The 19,168-nt window shown below is 50.5% G+C and carries 15 protein-coding genes and 1 tRNA gene; 8 read left to right on the top strand and 8 right to left on the bottom strand.

Going from position 1 to position 19,168, the window contains the following annotated elements:
• The first annotated feature begins 181 nt into the window (after positions 1–181).
• Positions 182–427: a helix-turn-helix transcriptional regulator gene (locus tag VGM55_RS27035; RefSeq protein ID WP_331637299.1), complete on the top strand. Its 246-nt coding sequence runs from the start codon at positions 182–184 to the stop codon at positions 425–427.
• Between the two features lie 405 nt (positions 428–832).
• On the opposite strand, the gene VGM55_RS27030 is transcribed toward VGM55_RS27035, so the two are convergent.
• From VGM55_RS27030 to VGM55_RS27015, 4 genes are all read right to left on the bottom strand, one after another.
• Positions 833–2,197 (bottom strand): hypothetical protein, encoded by a 1,365-nt coding sequence (locus VGM55_RS27030; RefSeq protein WP_331637298.1) that lies wholly within the window; start codon positions 2,195–2,197, stop codon positions 833–835.
• Positions 2,198–2,205: 8 nt separating this feature from the next.
• Positions 2,206–4,218, bottom strand: coding sequence for an ATP-binding protein (locus VGM55_RS27025; protein WP_331637297.1), 2,013 nt, complete (start codon positions 4,216–4,218; stop codon positions 2,206–2,208).
• A gap of 11 nt (positions 4,219–4,229) precedes the next feature.
• Positions 4,230–5,177: a site-specific DNA-methyltransferase gene (locus tag VGM55_RS27020; protein WP_331637296.1), complete on the bottom strand. Its 948-nt coding sequence runs from the start codon at positions 5,175–5,177 to the stop codon at positions 4,230–4,232.
• 220 nt (positions 5,178–5,397) lie between these two features.
• Positions 5,398–5,482 (bottom strand) — tRNA-Leu (locus VGM55_RS27015).
• Between the two features lie 266 nt (positions 5,483–5,748).
• On the opposite strand from VGM55_RS27015, the gene VGM55_RS27010 reads away from it, so the two are divergent.
• Both VGM55_RS27010 and VGM55_RS27005 read left to right on the top strand, forming a co-directional pair.
• Complete coding sequence (locus tag VGM55_RS27010; RefSeq protein ID WP_331637295.1) at positions 5,749–6,771, top strand: HNH endonuclease; 1,023 nt, start codon at positions 5,749–5,751, stop codon at positions 6,769–6,771.
• A complete protein-coding gene (locus tag VGM55_RS27005) occupies positions 6,771–7,349 on the top strand; it encodes a class I SAM-dependent methyltransferase (protein WP_331637294.1) in 579 nt (192 codons plus the stop codon). The genes VGM55_RS27010 and VGM55_RS27005 overlap by 1 nt, the downstream gene beginning before the upstream one ends.
• On the opposite strand, the gene VGM55_RS27000 is transcribed toward VGM55_RS27005, so the two are convergent.
• Positions 7,335–8,240 (bottom strand): LysR substrate-binding domain-containing protein, encoded by a 906-nt coding sequence (locus VGM55_RS27000; protein ID WP_154188444.1) that lies wholly within the window; start codon positions 8,238–8,240, stop codon positions 7,335–7,337. The two genes, VGM55_RS27005 and VGM55_RS27000, sit on opposite strands and share 15 nt — an antisense overlap.
• 87 nt (positions 8,241–8,327) lie before the next feature.
• On the opposite strand from VGM55_RS27000, the gene VGM55_RS26995 reads away from it, so the two are divergent.
• Both VGM55_RS26995 and ahr read left to right on the top strand, forming a co-directional pair.
• A complete protein-coding gene (locus VGM55_RS26995) occupies positions 8,328–9,107 on the top strand; it encodes an NAD(P)H-dependent oxidoreductase (protein WP_154188443.1) in 780 nt (259 codons plus the stop codon).
• Between the two features lie 73 nt (positions 9,108–9,180).
• A complete protein-coding gene (ahr, locus tag VGM55_RS26990; protein ID WP_331637293.1) occupies positions 9,181–10,200 on the top strand; it encodes an NADPH-dependent aldehyde reductase Ahr in 1,020 nt (339 codons plus the stop codon).
• Positions 10,201–10,397: 197 nt separating this feature from the next.
• Here the strand turns inward: ahr and VGM55_RS26985 are convergent, their stop codons facing one another.
• Positions 10,398–12,038, bottom strand: a complete 1,641-nt coding sequence (locus tag VGM55_RS26985) for a dihydroxyacetone kinase subunit DhaK (protein ID WP_331637292.1) — start codon at positions 12,036–12,038, stop codon at positions 10,398–10,400.
• A gap of 137 nt (positions 12,039–12,175) precedes the next feature.
• On the opposite strand from VGM55_RS26985, the gene VGM55_RS26980 reads away from it, so the two are divergent.
• Both VGM55_RS26980 and VGM55_RS26975 read left to right on the top strand, forming a co-directional pair.
• A complete protein-coding gene (locus VGM55_RS26980) occupies positions 12,176–13,678 on the top strand; it encodes a helicase HerA-like C-terminal domain-containing protein (RefSeq protein WP_331637291.1) in 1,503 nt (500 codons plus the stop codon).
• A gap of 179 nt (positions 13,679–13,857) precedes the next feature.
• Positions 13,858–15,087, top strand: a complete 1,230-nt coding sequence (locus VGM55_RS26975) for an amino acid permease (protein WP_154188439.1) — start codon at positions 13,858–13,860, stop codon at positions 15,085–15,087.
• A gap of 151 nt (positions 15,088–15,238) precedes the next feature.
• On the opposite strand, the gene lptG is transcribed toward VGM55_RS26975, so the two are convergent.
• Both lptG and lptF read right to left on the bottom strand, forming a co-directional pair.
• A complete protein-coding gene (gene lptG / locus VGM55_RS26970) occupies positions 15,239–16,318 on the bottom strand; it encodes an LPS export ABC transporter permease LptG (protein WP_154188438.1) in 1,080 nt (359 codons plus the stop codon).
• Positions 16,319–17,419: an LPS export ABC transporter permease LptF gene (gene lptF, locus VGM55_RS26965; RefSeq protein ID WP_331637290.1), complete on the bottom strand. Its 1,101-nt coding sequence runs from the start codon at positions 17,417–17,419 to the stop codon at positions 16,319–16,321.
• A 274-nt stretch (positions 17,420–17,693) separates the two neighbouring features.
• Here lptF and pepA point away from each other — a divergent pair.
• On the top strand, positions 17,694–19,168 hold a 1,475-nt coding region (pepA, locus tag VGM55_RS26960; protein WP_331637289.1), incomplete at its 3' end, for a leucyl aminopeptidase.

The raw sequence follows: 19,168 nt of genomic DNA, 5'->3' as shown, positions 1-19,168 counted from the left end.
TATCTGGCTCAGGCAGAGCCTTCAGGATAGACTTACTCATGGCGTATCACCTCTCTGTTGTTGAAATCTGTCACGAAATCAATCAGCAGGATACGCCACCCTCTTCAAATCCCCGTACACCAGAAATGAGCATAACTCATTTGTAGCACATCCACTTACAGGTAACAGTCAAGAGGGAATCATGACTAAAGGTTGGCATCCGGCGGATATCATCGCCGGTTTACGCAAGAAAGGAACATCGTTGGCGGCACTTTCACGAGAATGTGGCCTGGCTTCTTCAACGCTGGCAAATGCGTTAACGCGCCCGTGGCCGAAAGGTGAGTTTTTGATTGCTAAGGCGCTAGAGGTTCACCCGAGTGAGATATGGCCCGAGCGGTATGTTGGAGAAGATGGGGAGATTGTTGATCGGGCAAAACGCATCAGATAAGCGTACTCTTTTCGTAGAAATGTAAACATATGGTGGATTACAAAATAAGGACACCGGAATAACTTCTTTCCAGTTGTAATAGCTGTCTTCGGATATAACTGCTGCGTGGCAGAGATCCTTAACTGTACGGACTTCAGAACGATGATGATCTGATGCACGGAGAATCAGGCTCTACGCATGGCGATCTCCTCAGGGACATAATCAGCATGTCGGAAGATCTCTAAAAATGAATGGGCCATTTTGGTGGATACTTACAATCGGGCTACCAGTACTGAAAGGGGATTATCCAAAAGAATGTTGTGAGATGGCATAGAAGGGAAGCATTCAAAAATAAATTAACTGTGATTTATTTAAATAACATACCTGATCCTCTCTTAACATAAGTTAAGAGAGGATTGGGCATATTTACTCAATGTGTGAATTAGCGAATTTTTCAAGAACTCTTGAGCTTGGATGATTAGCAATAGATACTAGTTTGTTAACTAACGCAATTGGAATTAATGAATTATTATACATATCACATTTTAATCTCGTGAGTACGTTGAGAATACTATGTAAGTTTCTATAATGTTCTTCTTTTGGAATCCTTATTTTTTCATAATCATCAATAGGAATGGTTATTACATAAACATTCCCGGACTCGTTTCTGAATATAATCTTCCCACTATAATAGGAAGTATGAGCATATACAGGTATTTTTTCTAACAAATGTGGATCATTAGGGCCTGGCAAGATATGCTTATAAATATAATTATTGCTAAGCAGTAGAACATTCCCGGGCTTCAGTGGTGGGTTATCACCTTTTGATATTTCGGTAGCATGCTCAACGAATGAGCCAGACTTTTCAACCCCAGCAATTTTGAAATCATATTTATCTATAAAGAAGTTGCATAATTCCCTCATATCTTTATGCAATCCAGCAGTTTGTCCAAAAAATCCTAATGGACCATCTTTAATGAACATGAATTCTTTAATTTTATGTGGCTTAGAAAATGATAGCGTTTTTAGGCAGTGAAGTAATATAATATGCTTAATAAGATTTGTTAGATAACCTAAAATGCCTGAAGAACCTTGTTCATTATCTATCACCTCATGAAATCTAAAAACATCCACTAAAGAGTATATTCGACCATTTGAATTAAAAAAACCTTTATCATCGATATCATCATATTTAATAGCAATGTCTTTATTAATATCATCATCAAATGGTGAAGAACTAAGTTTTATCTCTTGTTTTATATTTCTTCTATACTCGTGAAAAAGAAACCATTTTAATGTACTCATAAAAGTACTAGTTTCTATACTGGTATTGAAAAACTCAATCAAAGTATTTCTGATAGAGTTTTTTAAAGTATCTCCATCTATGCTTATTCCCTTCATAGGAATTGCAAGTTTAATCCTTGATAACTGATTAAACTTTTGCATATCTTCAGGATGAATGAATGCTTTTTGAGATATATTTAAAAGATCAGACAAACTAAAAAGTAACGCACCAAACTGGAAAAAAGAAACTCTTGAGGAAGGATAACCTTTCCTAACTTCAACCTCAGTATAACCGCCATCAATTGTTACAATCTGCTGTATATCTGAAAAATTTCCTGTCTTGAGATCAATTATATTTTTTTTGATGTCGTCGATTGAATCTTCTTGGTTCGATGGAAATTTACAACGTTTGAGTATCTCAATTACAGTACTATCTTTTATAATATGAGTATGTTGTGATTTGGAGGCCCATTCAAAGGGCCTGTTTTTGCTGGATGAATAGCTCATGGCAATACTCACTTAGCTAAAAATTTATCAATTTGGACAGGAACAATAAAAGGATTAGTGTACGTTTTCATTCTTACGAAACCTTTATCACCCGTAGCCGAAAAACGCGTCAACGAATCGGTGAAATCACTAAAGTCATAATATTTTTCAAGTTCTTTGGTTTCATCTGAGTTATTTAAATGTGCAATAAACCAGTTTTGAGTATTTTTCAATATATTAGAACTAATTGAACTGACTTCTTGAGTGGCATAAATCATTCCTAAGTTTAATTTAGCACCTTCTTTTGCTATTCTATTATAAATTTGACTCAAATCTTTATCATCTTTTTTAGGAAAGAGATTATGAGCCTCCTCGAAGTAAAATTGTATAAAATTATTATTTACATTACTTATAAAATTGCTCATTGAGTTTCTGAAAATCTCTTTGCAAATTCTCTCAGAAAACAGTGATTGAACCACCGGTGACCCCTGAGATAAATCCACTATCACAATTTTACCATCACTTAAATACTTTGGAATTTCAATTTCAAATGATTCAGTAGTCTTATTTGTATGAAGTTGAAGAAGTTCAGTAACCTTTAACTTCTTCCATCCTGATACTTCATTTTTTTTACCTGGATTTTTGTACCTAGTTAAAAAAGCTAATAATGCCTGTAAATCTGCATCAGCCCATTCCTTACTCTTTTCTATTTTATAGGATTTAAAGAATTCTGAATCATAATTCTCCCAAACCCATGTAAACCATTGAGCTGCTTCATCTAAACTCAAACTCAACATGCCATTTTTACCTCCAACAACATTCGGTAATGCCGAGCTGTTGATCTCACTATGCCCTTTAAAATTAACTTTGAAATTTTTCTGGGCTAAAAAACCGGCACGATGCAAACAACATAAATATGCAGCTCTATTTCTATTTAAGCGAGTGGCTTCAGAACTATGTGGATTTTCTTTAGCTTCTTCTGATTGCTCTAAAGACACCGATGTAAAGTTTGCAACATAATCCCCAGTAATATTACTATTCGCAAAATATGATTTTATTAAATCAAATCCAGTAATAATTTCTGTAAAGAAATTTACCTTCATAACTTTAATATCATCACCTTTTTCAAGAACACTATACCTTACAACATCATTCTTGAAAATTTCAAATATTGCAGTTCCTTCATCTTGCTTATTTGCATTGGCATATTCACCATTAACATCGAATATTATTTGTCCTACAGATTTGATAGGAAAACCAGAATCATCGAAAAGTCTATCGTGACTATGATGAGTCTTACTTCTTGCTCCTTCGGAAATTTTTTGGGTTGCTTCAATGAGTTTTTTTACAGTATTAGATTTACCTGTCCTTGTCATCCCGAAAAGCGCAGTACGCTTCCCGAGAAGATCTTTTGAATCAATAAATACGTTGGCTTTTGGCTCATCTGCAGCTTGCCTTTTAGTGGAAGAATATCTTACGTGCCCTATTTTGAATTCACTAAGCTTACCCGCAAGTGAATTATCATCTCTTTGATTTGCAATATATTCTAGAACTTCATCAGTGGCTTTGTAGACACTATAATTATTAGCAGCATAAAAGTTTTCAAGATCGGCCCCAAACTCAATAGCATTTGAGTTTATACTATAAAATACACCTAAGACACGACACTCTAATCCAGAAAAACTGAATTCATATCGAGTAAATTCATCCAGTTGACTATTTTTATTGCCACCAGCCCTTCCAGATATATCCATATTGTCTTTATAATATTCTATCATCGAGGATATCATATCATTGTCGGTTGGTAACGGCGTCTGTTTAATTGCTCTCAATAGAACTGCTTCACGAACATCTTTTTCACCATCATAAAAGGCTAATAAAAATGCTCCAGCTGGGATGCCACCAACTTGTGATTTCCAGGCATCGCATACTAAAATTTTAGCTGTGTCATAAGAAAGATAGAAAGGACGACCAATAAAGCATTTTGGACTTTTTCCTGATTTTAACAAATCAGTTTTTAATGCATTGCTTATAATATCCATATATTCACCTGTTATTTACTTTTAAATCTAATCGCTGATTGCGCAGCATATTTTTCATTAATTTCAAACGATAGCCACTTTCTAGATTTACAGTTTGCACTGAAGCCCGTTGTATTGCTACCACCAAAAGGATCCAGAACTAAATCCTGTTCGTCGGTTAAAAAGTCTATGAAAAAGTCAACTATACCTTTATGCATCCGTGCTGGATGTGGTGTTATCCCTGCCTCTTTGCAGTTTCTTGTAAATAAATCATTTGATGATGAATTAGAGAATGATAAAACATTATGAGGGAGACGAACGATTCTTTTCTCTTCTAATGGTTCTAATTCAAAGAAGTTATGAGCGATACTTCCCCCATGATCTTTTAAAAATCCTGTTGGGCTTATGTTATGTTCTGATGGTCGAATCCCAGCATTGTAGTTTTGTGTTTCAAGTAGCTTACGCATGCTCTTACTATATGGTCTAAGAACTTTTGAATTATCGGCTTTTGGATAATCATTTTTAGCAAGCCACCAAATATGAGTATAACTATCAACGGCTCTTAATCGATTAACTGTAACCCATTGTGCTGGAGAAGGTAATCGACTGGGGTTATAGCATATGAATTCTTGAATTAATCTTAACCCTGTTTTTTTCTCATTAGCTAAAGCCAAAAGACACTCAAGATGTAATGTTGACTGTACTGGGCGCCCTGGTTCCCATGCATTTCCGATTTCTATAACAATAGAGCCATTTTCTGCTAATAACTCATTGAAAATAGGCCCCAATTGTGAAAACCATTTTCTATAATCTTCTCCAACTTCATTTCCATATTGCTTTTTATTTATAAGTGGAAAAGGAGGTGATGTAATAATTAAATTAACTTTACCTTTAAGCTTTCTAAATTGTTTTGTTTTTAGTAAAGATAATGAATCACCAAGATATAACCTTCCATTTTTAGTCGAGAAAAAGCTTTTCATTATAATCCTTTCATTTACAGCAAAGCAAAATGATAATTTTTGTAATAAATATTAAAAATCATTCTTCATAAACGTACTAAAAGTCGCTGCTGGACATACCAGCACAATTATTAATATATTACAATAAAAATTGAACGTTATGACAAAAACTCATATTTTTAGTGGGTTGTAAGATTATAGACAAAAAAAAGCCGCTTTAAGCGACTTCTTTCACATCTTTTGGTGCCGAAGGCCGGACTCGAACCGGCACGTATTTCTACGGTTGATTTTGAATCAACTGCGTCTACCGATTTCGCCACTTCGGCACTGAAGGGGTATGCGGAAACGTTGTGGATTATACCTGTCGCTGGCGGCCTTGCAAGCGGCGCTGTACGTAAGTGGCGTTAAGTGCTGAATTTTTCATCGTTCCCCTTTGTTCTGACCTGCACGTCTGATAAGCCCTCCTCCACCTCACACATTCAGCAAATCTATCGCTCTACGGTTTACATCATCTTTCATTTGTTATGTGATCCAGTTACGGGTTCTCGTACCCACCTCCCTTTGCACTAGCAAACCGTAACCAGGAAAACGTATGCGTTTTTACCAGGTCGATCCTGCGCTGGAAAACTACTGGCGGGGCGTGATCCTATTTGGGAACAACTTCGCCACCTACAAGTTTGCGCTGGCGCATGCGCTGTACGACGTCGAGCGCAATAACACGCTGGTGATGCTGGAAGATTTAGCTGTGCCGTTCAGCAAACATATCTGCGAGCATCTGAAGCTAGCGCCAAAGCAGACGCTCAATATGAGCAAACAGGGGCCATTTTTAACCGCAGCCGTGCAGTACAACAACGGTGAGATTTCGTATAGCCAACTGATTCAGGCGACGGTAAAACACGGCTTTAAGGTGGTACTGGACGCCTTCCATAACGTCAGCGGCAGCCAAATTGATAAGCAGTTTTTTATCAACGAGGTACGGAGCAGCCAGGGCATCCGCCTGACGGATGATTTTTACCGGCTGACGGAGGCACCGCAGTTTCACAGCCTGATTCATGAAACCGATGCCCGCTGGCGCCTGGTCGAGAAAGCCTGGGAGATGAACCTGCCTGCACAACTGCTGGACGTGCATTTCGATCCGCAGCAGGAAACGCTATTTACCCAGCTAGCCAACAGCCGCATCACGCTAACCAGCTGCCGTAACAGCCTGAACGGCTATCAGAAAGGCCATTGCTTCTACTGCCACGCCCCTATCAGCCTCGAAACCGGTCACCCGCTGCTGGCGGATGTCGATCACTTTCTACCGCTGGTTGCTCAGCATGGCATGCCGGGGACTAACCTCAACGGCGTCTGGAACCTTGTTCTGGCCTGCCAGAGCTGCAACCGGGGTGAACAAGGTAAGTTTGCCAGAGTGCCACACATCGATCTGCTTTACCGGCTCCACGCCCGCAATGAATACTTCATTAACAGCCGCCTGCCGCTGCATGAGGCAATCATCAACCAGACGGGCAATAATGAGGCGAAACGCAGAGCATTTTTAAACGACAGGTGGAATGAGGCACATGCCTGCCGCCTGCAAACCTGGCAACCGCCTGTGCAGAAGGAACTGATTCTCTGATGAACTCCAATTATTACCAGATCCACGCCCAAACCTTCTTCGACGGCACGGTGAACGTGGATATGTCCTCGCTGTATGAGGCGTTTACCAGCCGCATGCCGGCCCACGCAAAAGTGCTGGATGCAGGCTGCGGCTCCGGGCGGGACGCACTGGCCTTCACGCAGATGGGCTACCAGGTCGATGCCTTCGACGCTTCTTCTGAACTGGTGGCGCTGGCACAGGAGCATAGCGGCCTGCCGGTGAAGAAAATGACTTTTGCTGATGTAGATGCCAGTGAAGAATACGATGGCATATGGTGCTGCGCCTCGCTGCTACATGTGCCTTTTGCGGAGCTACCCGGCGTAATGCAGAAGCTGGCGGCGGCCTTAAAACCCGGTGGCATCTGGTACTTCTCGTTCAAGTATGGCGATAGCGAGCGCGAGAAAGATGGCCGCAATTTTACCGATATTAACGAGGCAAGGTTAACTGCCTTATTAAAGGATCTGCCCGATCTGGAGATCGCAGAGCAATGGCTCACCCGCGATGTTCGCCCTGAGCGAAACGAGCGATGGCTTAACGTTCTACTACGCAAACCCTGAAACACGCTCCTTAATAAACGCCCGCAGCCAGCGGTGGGCCGGGTCGCGGTGAACGCGCTCGGGCCAGAACATGTACATCTCAAACTCGGGCAGGTCGACGGGCGGCGGTAAAAGGGTCAGCAGCGGATTCGCCCTGGCAAGCCGGGCGGGCAGCATGGCCACGAGGTCGCTACTTTCCAGTACTGCTTTCATAAACAGAAAATGAGGGACGGAAAGCACCACTTTTCGGCTCAGTCCGCGGGCAGCCAGAATCTCATCAGTGATGCCTTCAAAGCCTCCGCCGTTCGGTGAGACGATAATCTGCTCCAGGTCGCAAAACTGTTCCGGGGTAAGCGGCTGATGCAGTTGGGGGTGGCCTGCTCTTCCCGCCAATACGTAGCGTTCGGTAAACAGAACCTGTCGCCGAAGCCCCTGTACGCCTTCATCACTGGTATGAAACACCAGTTCAATACCCTCCTGCCCGGTTTGCTGCATCAGCCGATGCGGAGTGTGCTCCACGACCGCCATGCGAGTCGCGGGTGCCAGACGGCGCAGCGCTGCCATCAGCGGCATTAAAATTGCCGACTCACTGTAGTCCGAGGCTGCTACGCGCCAGGTGTGGGCATCCTGCTGTGGGTTAAAGTCCGGCTGAGGTACGACGGCCAGCTCCAGCGCCGCCAGCGCCTGCCGCAGGGGGCCACGTAGTGCTGCAGCCCGCACCGTGGGCTGCATGCCGCGCGGGCCAGGCAGTAAAAGTGGATCGTCAAAAATCTCGCGGAGTTTACCGAGATGCACGCTTATCGACGGCTGCGAAAAATGCAGCCGCTCGGCGGTGCGGGTAACGTTCTGCTCTTCAAGCAGCGCGTCCAGGGTCACCAGCAGGTTGAGGTCGATTCTTCGGAGATTATTCATTTTAATACCTGGTATATTATCTATTAATTTTAACTATACCCGCTGTCGGCCTACCCTGCTGCTAACAATTATTCTGCAGGAGCAGCCATGAATATTCTTCTTGTTTATGCCCACCCGGAGCCGAAGTCACTTAACGGCTCGCTGAAGGATTTTACCGTCAGCCACCTCACCCTGGCGGGCCACACGGTGGAAGTTTCCGATCTTTACGCCATGAACTGGAAAGCAGCGCTGGATAAGCACGACGGCGCAGATGACGACAAGCAGGTCCGTTTCGATCCCTCTTCTGCCTCGCTTTACGCCTTCAGCAACGGGCTGCAAAGCGCGGACATCGCTGCCGAGCAGCAGAAGCTAGACCGCGCCGACATGCTGATTTTGCAGTTTCCGCTGTGGTGGTTCTCCATGCCCGCCATCATGAAGGGGTGGATTGACCGGGTGTACGCCTGCGGGTTCGCCTACGGCGTAGGCGAGCATTCTGACTCCCATTGGGGCGACCGATACGGCGAAGGGAGAATGGCGGGCAAGCGGGCTATGATTATCGTCACTACGGGAGGTTGGGCATCACACTATGCCCCACGCGGCGTAAACGGCCCGATAGACGATCTCCTGTTCCCAATCCAGCACGGCATTTTGTGGTATCCAGGCTTTGACGTTCTGCCGCCGTTTGTGGTCTACCGCACCGGCCGCGTGGACGAGCCAAAATATCGACAGCTCTGCGATGAGCTGGGCAAACGTCTGGACGTCATCGAACAAACGCAACCGATTCAGTGGCACCGGCAAAACAGCGGCGCTTACACCATCCCCGAACTCACGCTGCGCGAAGATATCGCCCCCGGCGAAGAGGGGTTTCCCATTCATTTAATTCCCTGAGGCACATTCCACCAGGTTCCAGTCTCGCGCAATGTTCTAAACTGGTTGCAGAGCCAACACAGAGGAAGAGCGAATGTCTGTCATCAAAAGTTATGCCGCGCCAAAGGCCGGTGCGGAGCTGGAGCTTCAGGATTTCGACGCGGGCGATCTGCTGCCGGAAGATGTCGAAGTTAAGGTCGAATACTGCGGTATCTGCCATTCGGATCTGTCGATGATCGACAACGAATGGGGGTTCTCGCAGTATCCGCTGGTCGCCGGGCATGAGGTGATTGGCCGCGTGCATGCGCTGGGCTCGGCGGCACAGAGTAAAGGGCTGAAAGTTGGTCAACGCGTGGGCATTGGCTGGACGGCGAGAAGCTGCGGCCACTGCGATGCGTGTATCAGCGGCAGCCAGATCAACTGCCAAGAAGGCAGCGTGCCGACCATCGTGAACCGCGGCGGCTTCGCCGATAAAATTCGCGTGGACTGGCAATGGGCGATCCCGCTGCCGGAGTCCATCGATATCGAGTCCGCAGGGCCGCTGCTGTGCGGCGGCATTACGGTGTTTAAACCGCTGCTGATGCACCACATCACCGCCACCAGCCGCGTGGGCGTGATCGGCATCGGCGGCCTCGGGCATATCGCCATCAAGCTGCTGCACGCCATGGGCTGCGAGGTGACGGCATTCAGTTCTAACCCGTCCAAAAAAGAAGAAGTACTGGCGATGGGCGCCGATAAAGTGGTCAACAGCCGCGATCCGGAAGCGTTAACCGCGCTGGCGGGCCAGTTCGATCTGATCATTAATACCGTCAATGTCGATCTGGACTGGATGCCGTACTTCAAGGCGCTGGCCTACGGCGGCAACTTCCACACGGTTGGCGCGGTGATGAAGCCGTTCGAGGTACCGGCCTTCACTCTGATTGCCGGGGACCGCAGCATCTCCGGGTCGGCAACCGGCTCCCCGCACGAACTGCGCTCCCTGATGAAGCTGGCAGCCCGGGCGAAGGTTCAGCCGCAAATCGAGCTGTACCCAATGTCGAAAATCAACGAGGCTATCCAGCACGTGCGCGACGGCAAAGCCCGCTACCGCGTGGTGCTGAAGTCAGATTTCTGATGTAAGAAAGGCTCCCAACCGGGAGCCTTTGAAGTTGCTGACAAAGAGGGAAAAAGCGTGGTTTTTCCCTCTTTGTGGTTATCAGCCGAAAATCAATGAATTGATTTTCCTGTTTCTTTTACGAGCCGTCTGGTATTTCTTCTATCACCAGAGGTTTGTCATCAGTCTGAGAGGCTCCCAACCGGGAGCCTTTTCAGTTATTTAACCAGGTCGGCAAATACCGCCGCCACGGCAACGGCTCCGGGGTCTTTCACTCCTTCGAGGTTGCCGCTGTTCACGTAGGACGAACGCCCGGCGTTGGCCTTTTGCATCTTCGCCGTGTCGTCCGCGCCCTTCTCTGCTGCCTTCGCGGCGGCCTTCAGATCTTTATCTCTCAGCGCCTCCAGCGCCGGTTCAAGAGCGTCGATAAGCGTTCTGTCGCCCAGGTCCGCGCCGCCGTAGCGCTTCATCTGCGCCAGGCCAAACAGCAGGGACTCGGCCAGCGGCTGCTTCTCGCCCACTTTTTGCCCGGCGGCGGTGAAGAAGATAGACATCAGCACGCCACTGGAGCCGCCCATTACGGTTGCCAGCCGCTCGCCCACCAGCCCCAGCAGCGCGGCGGCGTCGTTCAGCGGCAGCTTGCCTTTGTCGTTCAGGTTCGCAATGTCCCGCGCGCCTTCGGCAAAGGTTGAGCCGGTATCGCCGTCGCCCACTTTGGCGTCCAGCGCGTTGAGGTGGTTTTCCTGCTCGATAAGCGTTTTGGTCACGCTCGCCACCAGGGCTTTCACTTCGTCGTTAGCGGAAGGCTTCACTTCACGATCTTCGCGGATGGCGCTCTGTTTCTGCTCCGGCATCTTGTGGTACTTCACCATCGGCTGCCAGCCTGCGGTTTCCACGTCTGACTCCAGCGCCTGTATAAAGTCCGGGGTCAGCTTAATGGTGGAGAGCGAAAAACCTTTCATATCGAGGGCGCTGACCAGCGGCGCGGGGCCGATCAGGTATTTGATTTGCGCGCCGAGATCCGAGTGCATCAGCTCTTTGGTCAGTAGCGCCATCTCGAGCGACGAGACGCCGCCGAGGTTGTTGATCAACACAGCCAGGTCGCTCTCTTTACCTGTCGCTTTGCGCAGGTGCTTAACCAGCGTGGCAATCACCTCTTTGCTATTTTGAGTCTCCACCGTGCTGGCGCCCGGCTCACCGTGGATCCCCAGCCCAAGCTCGACGTGGCCGCCCTTGATGCGCCCTTCTTCTTCATCGCTGCCCGGCAGGTTGCAGGTTTGCATCGCCACACCCATGCTGGCAATGCTGTCGCAGGCTTTTTGCGCGATGTCCCGCACGTCGCTGAGCGATTTGCCCTGCTCTGCGGCATAGCCCGCAATTTTATGCACCAGCGCGGTACCGGCGATGCCGCGCGGCTGCTTATTATCCGGCAGCGAAATATCGTCGCCGACGATCACCATCTCAACTTTCAGGCCGTGCTTTTTGGCTTTCTCGGCGGCCAGGCCGAAGTTCAGCCTGTCGCCGGTGTAGTTTTTGACGATCAGCAGGCAGCCACGGTCGCCGGTCACCCCGACAATCGCGTTAAGCACCGCGTCCACGCTCGGCGAGGCAAACAGGTCGCCGCACACCGCCGCGGTCAGCATCCCTTTGCCGACAAAGCCCACGTGCGCCGGTTCGTGCCCGGAGCCGCCGCCGGAGATAATCGCGACGTTGCTTTTGTCCCAGTCGCTGCGGGCGACCACGCGTATAGCCGGATCGATATCCAGGCGCACAAGGTTGCGGTAACGGGAACTGACGATCACGCCTTCGATGGCATCGTTGACCAGCTGCTTACGATCGTTATAAAAGAATCTGGACATAGCTTTCCCTGTATTGTGTAAGAGGTCTGCAAAGCATAGCCCTTTGCCTGGCCCCGGGGGTAAACATGGGAAGATCCTGATGCTCAATTCGTGCGGAAAGCTATGCTTTAGACAAATGTTGCCACAGGGAAACGCCGATGACTGAACCACTGCTGATTGCCAGAACCAAAGAGACTGAACTGCATATTCTGCCCAACATGGCCAACCGCCACGGATTAATCACCGGTGCGACCGGGACGGGCAAAACCGTGACGCTGCAGAAGCTGGCTGAGTCATTCTCGGAGGCGGGCGTACCGGTGTTTATGGCCGACGTAAAGGGAGATCTAACCGGCGTGGCCGAAGAAGGCGCAGAGTCGGAGAAGCTTCTCGCAAGGCTCGCCAATATCGGCGTGACGGACTGGTCGCCGCACGGTAACCCGGTGGTGCTGTGGGACATCTTCGGGGAAAAAGGTCACCCGGTTCGCGCCACCGTGTCTGACCTCGGGCCTTTGCTTTTAGCTCGCCTGCTGAACCTGAACGACGTGCAAAGCGGCGTGCTGCAAATCATCTTCCGTATCTCGGACGACCAGGGCCTGCTGCTGCTGGACTTTAAAGATCTGCGCGCCTTAACCCAGTACATCGGCGATAACGCCAAATCCTTCCAGACGCAGTACGGCAATATCAGCAGCGCTTCCGTGGGCGCGATTCAGCGCGGGCTGCTTTCCCTTGAGCAGCAGGGCGCAGAGTATTTCTTCGGCGAGCCGATGCTGGATATCAAAGACTGGATGCGAACCGATTCAAACGGCAAAGGGATCATTAACATTCTGTCGGCGGAAAAGCTCTACCAGATGCCGAAGCTGTACGCCGCCAGCCTGCTATGGATGCTGTCGGAGCTTTACGAGCAGCTGCCGGAGGCGGGCGATCTCGATAAGCCGAAGCTGGTGTTCTTCTTCGACGAGGCCCACCTGCTGTTTAACGATGCCCCGCAGGTCCTGTTGGATAAAATCGAGCAGGTGATCCGCCTGATCCGCTCCAAAGGCGTGGGCGTGTACTTCGTGACACAAAACCCTTCCGATGTGCCCGACATTGTGCTCGGCCAGCTCGGCAACCGCGTTCAGCACGCCCTGCGCGCCTTTACGCCAAAAGATCAGAAAGCGGTCAAGGCGGCGGCGCAGACCATGCGCGCGAATCCGGCTTTCGATACTGAGAAAGCGATTCAGGAGCTGGGCACCGGCGAGGCGCTGATCTCCTTCCTGGACGCCAAAGGCAGCCCGACGGTGGTCGAGCGGGCGATGGTGATCGCCCCTTGTTCGCGCATGGGGCCGGTAACGGACGATGAGCGTAACGGCCTGCTGAATCACTCCCCCCTGTACGGGAAGTATGACGAAGTGATTGACCGGGAATCGGCCTACGAAATGCTGCAAAAAGGCGTGCAGGCCGCAGGAGAACAGCAGGATGCGCCGCCGGCCAAAGGCCAGAGCGTGGCGGTGGACGACGGGATCCTCGGCGGGCTAAAAGATATTCTGTTTGGCAGCACCGGGCCGCGAGGCGGCAAGCGCGACGGCGTAGTGCAAACGATGGCGAAGAGTGCGGCGCGGCAGGTGACGAACCAGATTATTCGCGGCGTGCTGGGCAGTATTATGGGAGGGCGTAAGCGGTAGTTTCCGTCATTCCCCCCTCACCTTAACCCTCTCCCTCAAGGGAGAGGGGACTTTTCTTTTTCTGCCTTACGCCGAGAGACGGTAATAAAACCTGCAATAACAGCCACATGACTCACCAGGCCAGTTTTGTGCTAGATTACGCCGGTTTTTGGAAATCAGTCAGAAGAAAAGATTAAATAATGCGCAAATTCTGGACAAAAGAAGAAACTTTGTGGAGTTTCGCCTTATATGGTACTGCCGTTGGCGCAGGGACCCTTTTTCTCCCCATTCAGCTCGGCTCCGCCGGGGCTATCGTCCTCCTCCTTACGGCCTTGATTGCCTACCCGCTGACCTACTGGCCGCACCGGGCGCTCTGCCAGTTCATCCTGTCGGCGAAAACGTCGGGCAGCGGCGGCATCACCAGCGCCGTGACCCATTACTACGGCAAAACCATCGGCAACCTGATCACCGGGCTCTACTTCGTCGCGTTCTTTGTGGTGATCCTGATTTATGCCGTCGCCATTACCAACTCGTTGATCGAGCAGCTGGCCAAACACGGGCCGATTACGACCACAATCAGAGTGCTGGTTAGCCTCGGCGTCGTTGCGGCGCTGAACCTGATCTTCCTGATGGGGCGGCAGGTCACCATCAAAGTGATGGGGTTCCTGGTGTTCCCGCTGATTGCTTACTTCCTGTTTTTATCCCTCTATTTAACCAGCAGCTGGCAGACGTCCCTGCTCACCGAAGGCCTGGTGCTTGACCGCCACGCGCTGGGTGAGATCTGGATGTCGATTCCGGTGATGGTCTTTGCCTTCAGCCACACGCCCATTATTTCTACTTTTGCGGTGGCACAGCGCGAAAGCCATGGCGACGGGGCGATGAATAACAGCAAGAAAATCATGCGCGTCGCCTATTTTGTGATTTGCTGCAGCGTGTTGTTCTTTGTCTTTAGCTGCTTCCTGTCTATTCCGGCTCAGGATATTACGGCGGCGAAGACTCAGGGTCTGACGATACTGTCCGCGCTGTCGATGGTGCCGGGCACGCCGGCATGGCTGGGCATTTCAGGCTTTATCGTCGCGATAGTGGCGATGTCCAAGTCATTCCTCGGCACCTATTTTGGCGTGATTGAAGGGGCGACGGCGATTGTTAAGTCCACGCTGGGCGCGGCGGGTATGAGCCGGAGCCGGGCTTTCTGCCGGGCGCTTTCTATTACCCTGATTTCTCTGCTGACCTTCGTGGTGTGCTACATCAACCCGAATGCGCTGGCGATGATTTACGCCATAAGCGGGCCGCTCATCGCGCTGATTCTGTTTATTATGCCAACCCTGTCGACTTATCTGGTGCCTGCGCTTAAGCCGTGGCGTTCGCTGGCCAATCTGCTGACGCTGATTATTGGGATTTTGTGTGTGTCGGTGATGTTTATTCACTGATTTCCCTCACCCCGGCCCTCTCCTAAAGGGAGAGGGGGAAAAGAAACATCGAGTCATCAGCAAGCCTGTAGCTCGAGGCAAGAAGAAAGCAGAGTATTATCTGTGAGATATCCTCTCCCTTTTAGGGAGAGGATTAGGGTGAGGGTAAAACTTATCCCGCTCTTTTCGTCAGCATCCAGAGGCTTATCAGCAGGAAAGTCATACTAGGCAGCAACGCGCCGACAATCGGCGGAATGTTGTAAACCAGCGTTAGTGGGCCAAACACCTGGTCCAGCACGTAGAAAATAAAGCCGAAGCTTATCCCCGTCACCACCCTCACGCCCATCGGTACGCTACGCAGCGGGCCGAAGATAAACGACAGCGCCATGAGCATCATGACCGCCACCGAAACCGGCGCGAAGATCTTACTCCACATATTGAGCTGGTAGCGCCGGGAGTCCTGGCCACTGGTTTTCAGGTACTTCGTGTAGTCGTACAGGCCGCTGATCGACAGTGAATCGGGGTCCAGCGCCACCACACCGAGCTTATCCGGCGTCAGGTTTGTCTTCCACTCACCGCTCACCGTTTGCGAACCGGTAATCTGTTTTGGATCGGTAAGGTTTGACTCATCAACCTGCGACAGACGCCAGACTTTGTTTTCGGCGTCATACTTAGCCGCCGCGGCATTGCGCACTGAAAGCAGGCGGCGCTCACCGTTGAAGTGATAAATCATGATGCCGGCAATTTCAGAGTCGCTGTTCACGTGATCGATATAAACGAAGTCGTGGCCGTCTTTCGCCCAAATAGAGTTGGTTGTGGAAAGCAAAGAGCCGCCCAGCAGCATCTGTGCGCGGTAGTTACGCGCCATCTGCTCGCCCTGAGGAGCCACCCACTCGCCGATTGCCATGGTCAGCAGAACCAGCGGAATCGCCGTTTTCATCACCGATGACGCAATTTGCATGCGGGTATAGCCAGAAGCCTGCATCACCACCAGCTCGCTGCGCTGCGCCAGCATCCCCAGGCCCAGCAGCGCGCCTAATAACGCGGCCATCGGGAAGAAGATCTGAATATCTTTTGGTACGCTGAGCAGGGTATACATCCCTGCCCCCGCCGCGGAATAGGCACCCTGACCCGTTTTCTTTAACTGGTCAACGAACTTAATGATCCCCGACAGCGACACCAGCATAAACAGCGTCATCATGATGGTGTTTAAGATGGTTTTACCGATGTAACGGTCAAGTACACCAAACATTTAAACCGCTCCTTTGTAGCTAAAGCGGGCACGCGCTTTACGCATCGGTACCGTATCCCACAGGTTCAGGACGACGGCCAGCGCCAGATACGCCAGGTTTACCGCCCACATCCAAATCATCGGATCCAGCCTTTCTTTTGCCCCGCTGGAGCGCAGAGAACTTTGCAGCAGGAAGAACACCAGGTAAAGCAGCATGGCCGGGAGCATGGAAAGCACCCGCCCCTGGCGCGGGTTCACCACGCTCAGCGGCACGACTATCAGGGCCATAATCACCACCGACATAATAAGCGTCAGGCGCCAGTGAAGTTCGGCGCGCGCCGTTGGATCCGGGTTCTTCCAAAGTTCGCGCATGCTCATCTGGCTGGTGTCCGACGGATCAAGCATCACCGCCTGATGGCCCACCACGGCCTGGTAATCTTTAAAATCAGTAATGCGGAAGTCGCGCAGCGTAGATGTCCCTTCAAAACGGGTACCGGTGTTTAACTTCACTACCTGAGAACCGTCCGGGCGCTGGAAGATCTGACCAGAATCGGCGACCACAACAGAAGGGCGTGTGCTGCCCTTCGGGCGCACCTGGGCGAGAAAAACATCTTTAAACTCTTTGCCCTGCACGCTTTCAATAAACAGCACCGCGTTGCCGTCGGTTGCTATCTGGAACTGCCCCTGGGCAAGTGCGGCCATGCCCGGGTTCGCTCTGGCCTCGGCCAGCACTTCGTCCTGGTGACGAGATGACCATGGGCTAAGCCACATCACGTTCACGGTTGCCACAATACCGGTAAAGAGTGCGAGTACCATCGCGGCTTTTACCAGTACCGCTTTACTCAGACCACAGGCATGCATTACCGTGATTTCGCTTTCGGTATACAAACGCCCAAGCGTCATGAGTAAGCCGAGGAAAAGGCTTAAGGGAAGAATTAGCTGCGCCATTTCAGGCACGCCTAATCCAAGCAAAGAAAGCACCAGATTTGTCGGGATTTCGCCATCAGCGGCAGCGCCGAGGATCCTTACCAGCTTCTGAGCAAAGAAAATCAGCAGCAGGATAAAAAGGATCGCCAGTTGGCTCTTAAGCGTCTCCCGAACCAGATATCTTATGATAATCACATTAAATACGCCTGTGGAAACGTGTCTTTTTGCAGGAAAATCGCTTGTTTCATCGCTTATACGTCATTTATTCTCTTTAATCGTCGAAAACATCGCTAGGATTAGATAGCCCGGCGAACGCGCATAACGGGGCGATGTTCAGACACAATAGAAAACGTAAATCCATTCGTTAAGATTAACACGAAGTCATCGCAACAGCGGAAATGAGTTACGAAAGCTTGCAATTCTAGCCTGTAGCCCCCGCCGTTGTCTTTAAGATTCAGGAGCGTAGTGCATGGAGTTCAGTGTAAAAAGCGGTAGCCCCGAGAAACAGCGTAGTGCCTGCATCGTTGTGGGAGTATTTGAACCGCGTCGCCTGTCCCCGATCGCAGAACAACTCGATAAAATCAGCGATGGCTACATCAGCGCGCTTCTACGTCGTGGTGAGCTGGAAGGAAAACCGGGGCAAACCTTGTTGCTTCACCACGTGCCAAACGTGCTGTCTGAACGCATTCTGTTGATTGGCTGCGGCAAAGAGCGTGAGCTCGATGAGCGCCAGTACAAGCAGGTGATTCAGAAAACAATCAATACGCTTAACGACACCGGTTCGATGGAAGCCGTTTGCTTCCTGACCGAACTGCACGTCAAAGGCCGCAACACCTACTGGAAAGTGCGCCAGGCGGTTGAGACGGCGAAAGAGTCGCTGTACAGCTTCGATCAGCTGAAAACCAACAAAACCGAACCACGCCGCCCGCTGCGTAAAATGGTGTTCAACGTGCCAACTCGCCGTGAGTTGACCAGCGGTGAGCGCGCTATTCAGCACGGTCTGGCGATTGCTTCCGGTATCAAAGCCGCGAAGGATCTTGGCAACATGCCGCCAAACATCTGTAACGCCGCTTACCTGGCCTCTCAGGCGCGCCAGCTGGCGGACTCGTTCAGCAAAAACGTGGTCACCCGCGTGATTGGTGAACAGCAGATGAAAGAGCTGGGCATGCACTCCTACCTTGCGGTAGGCGAAGGCTCGCAGAACGAATCACTGATGTCGGTGATTGAATATAAAGGCAATGCTGCCCCGGATGCTCGTCCGATTGTGCTGGTCGGCAAAGGCCTGACCTTCGACTCCGGCGGTATCTCCATCAAACCTGCCGAAGGCATGGATGAGATGAAGTACGACATGTGCGGTGCAGCTTCCGTTTACGGCGTGATGCGCATGGTTGCCGAGCTGAACCTACCGGTGAACGTGATTGGCGTGCTTGCAGGCTGTGAAAACATGCCGGGTGGCCGCGCTTATCGTCCGGGGGACGTATTGACAACTATGTCCGGTCAGACCGTTGAAGTGCTGAACACCGACGCCGAAGGCCGTCTGGTACTGTGTGACGTGCTGACCTACGTTGAGCGCTTCGAGCCGGAAGTGGTTATCGACGTCGCTACCCTGACCGGCGCCTGCGTGATTGCCCTTGGCCACCACATCACCGGCCTGATGTCTAACCACAACCCGCTGGCGCACGAGTTGATTAGCGCGTCGGAGCAGGCGGGTGACCGCGCATGGCGTCTGCCGATTGGCGACGAGTACCAGGAGCAGCTGGAGTCCAACTTTGCCGATATGGCAAACATTGGCGGCCGTCCTGGCGGTGCGATTACCGCGGCATGCTTCCTGTCCCGCTTTACCCGCAAGTACAACTGGGCTCACCTGGACATCGCCGGCACCGCATGGCGCTCCGGCAAGGCAAAAGGGGCAACCGGTCGTCCTGTCGCCCTGCTGTCTCAGTT

It is taken from the genome of Cedecea sp., from assembly GCF_036500665.1.
Lineage (GTDB): Bacteria > Pseudomonadota > Gammaproteobacteria > Enterobacterales > Enterobacteriaceae > Cedecea.
The sequence above is the reverse complement of the archived record's forward strand: the minus strand, read 5'-3'. Positions and strand labels throughout refer to the sequence as shown.

Excerpts from the sequence above, each read along its gene's own strand:
- VGM55_RS26980 (WP_331637291.1), top strand. The coding sequence starts at position 12,176 with ATGACTGAACCACTGCTGATTGCCAGAACCAAAGAGACTGAACTGCAT.
- ahr (WP_331637293.1), top strand. The coding sequence starts at position 9,181 with ATGTCTGTCATCAAAAGTTATGCCGCGCCAAAGGCCGGTGCGGAGCTG.
- VGM55_RS27000 (WP_154188444.1), bottom strand. The coding sequence starts at position 8,240 with ATGAATAATCTCCGAAGAATCGACCTCAACCTGCTGGTGACCCTGGAC.
- VGM55_RS27025 (WP_331637297.1), bottom strand. The coding sequence starts at position 4,218 with ATGGATATTATAAGCAATGCATTAAAAACTGATTTGTTAAAATCAGGA.
- VGM55_RS27020 (WP_331637296.1), bottom strand. The coding sequence starts at position 5,177 with ATGAAAAGCTTTTTCTCGACTAAAAATGGAAGGTTATATCTTGGTGAT.
- VGM55_RS27005 (WP_331637294.1), top strand. The coding sequence starts at position 6,771 with ATGAACTCCAATTATTACCAGATCCACGCCCAAACCTTCTTCGACGGC.
- VGM55_RS26995 (WP_154188443.1), top strand. The coding sequence starts at position 8,328 with ATGAATATTCTTCTTGTTTATGCCCACCCGGAGCCGAAGTCACTTAAC.
- VGM55_RS27030 (WP_331637298.1), bottom strand. The coding sequence starts at position 2,197 with ATGAGCTATTCATCCAGCAAAAACAGGCCCTTTGAATGGGCCTCCAAA.
- VGM55_RS26975 (WP_154188439.1), top strand. The coding sequence starts at position 13,858 with ATGCGCAAATTCTGGACAAAAGAAGAAACTTTGTGGAGTTTCGCCTTA.
- lptG (WP_154188438.1), bottom strand. The coding sequence starts at position 16,318 with ATGTTTGGTGTACTTGACCGTTACATCGGTAAAACCATCTTAAACACC.
- VGM55_RS26985 (WP_331637292.1), bottom strand. The coding sequence starts at position 12,038 with ATGTCCAGATTCTTTTATAACGATCGTAAGCAGCTGGTCAACGATGCC.
- VGM55_RS27035 (WP_331637299.1), top strand. The coding sequence starts at position 182 with ATGACTAAAGGTTGGCATCCGGCGGATATCATCGCCGGTTTACGCAAG.
- VGM55_RS27010 (WP_331637295.1), top strand. The coding sequence starts at position 5,749 with ATGCGTTTTTACCAGGTCGATCCTGCGCTGGAAAACTACTGGCGGGGC.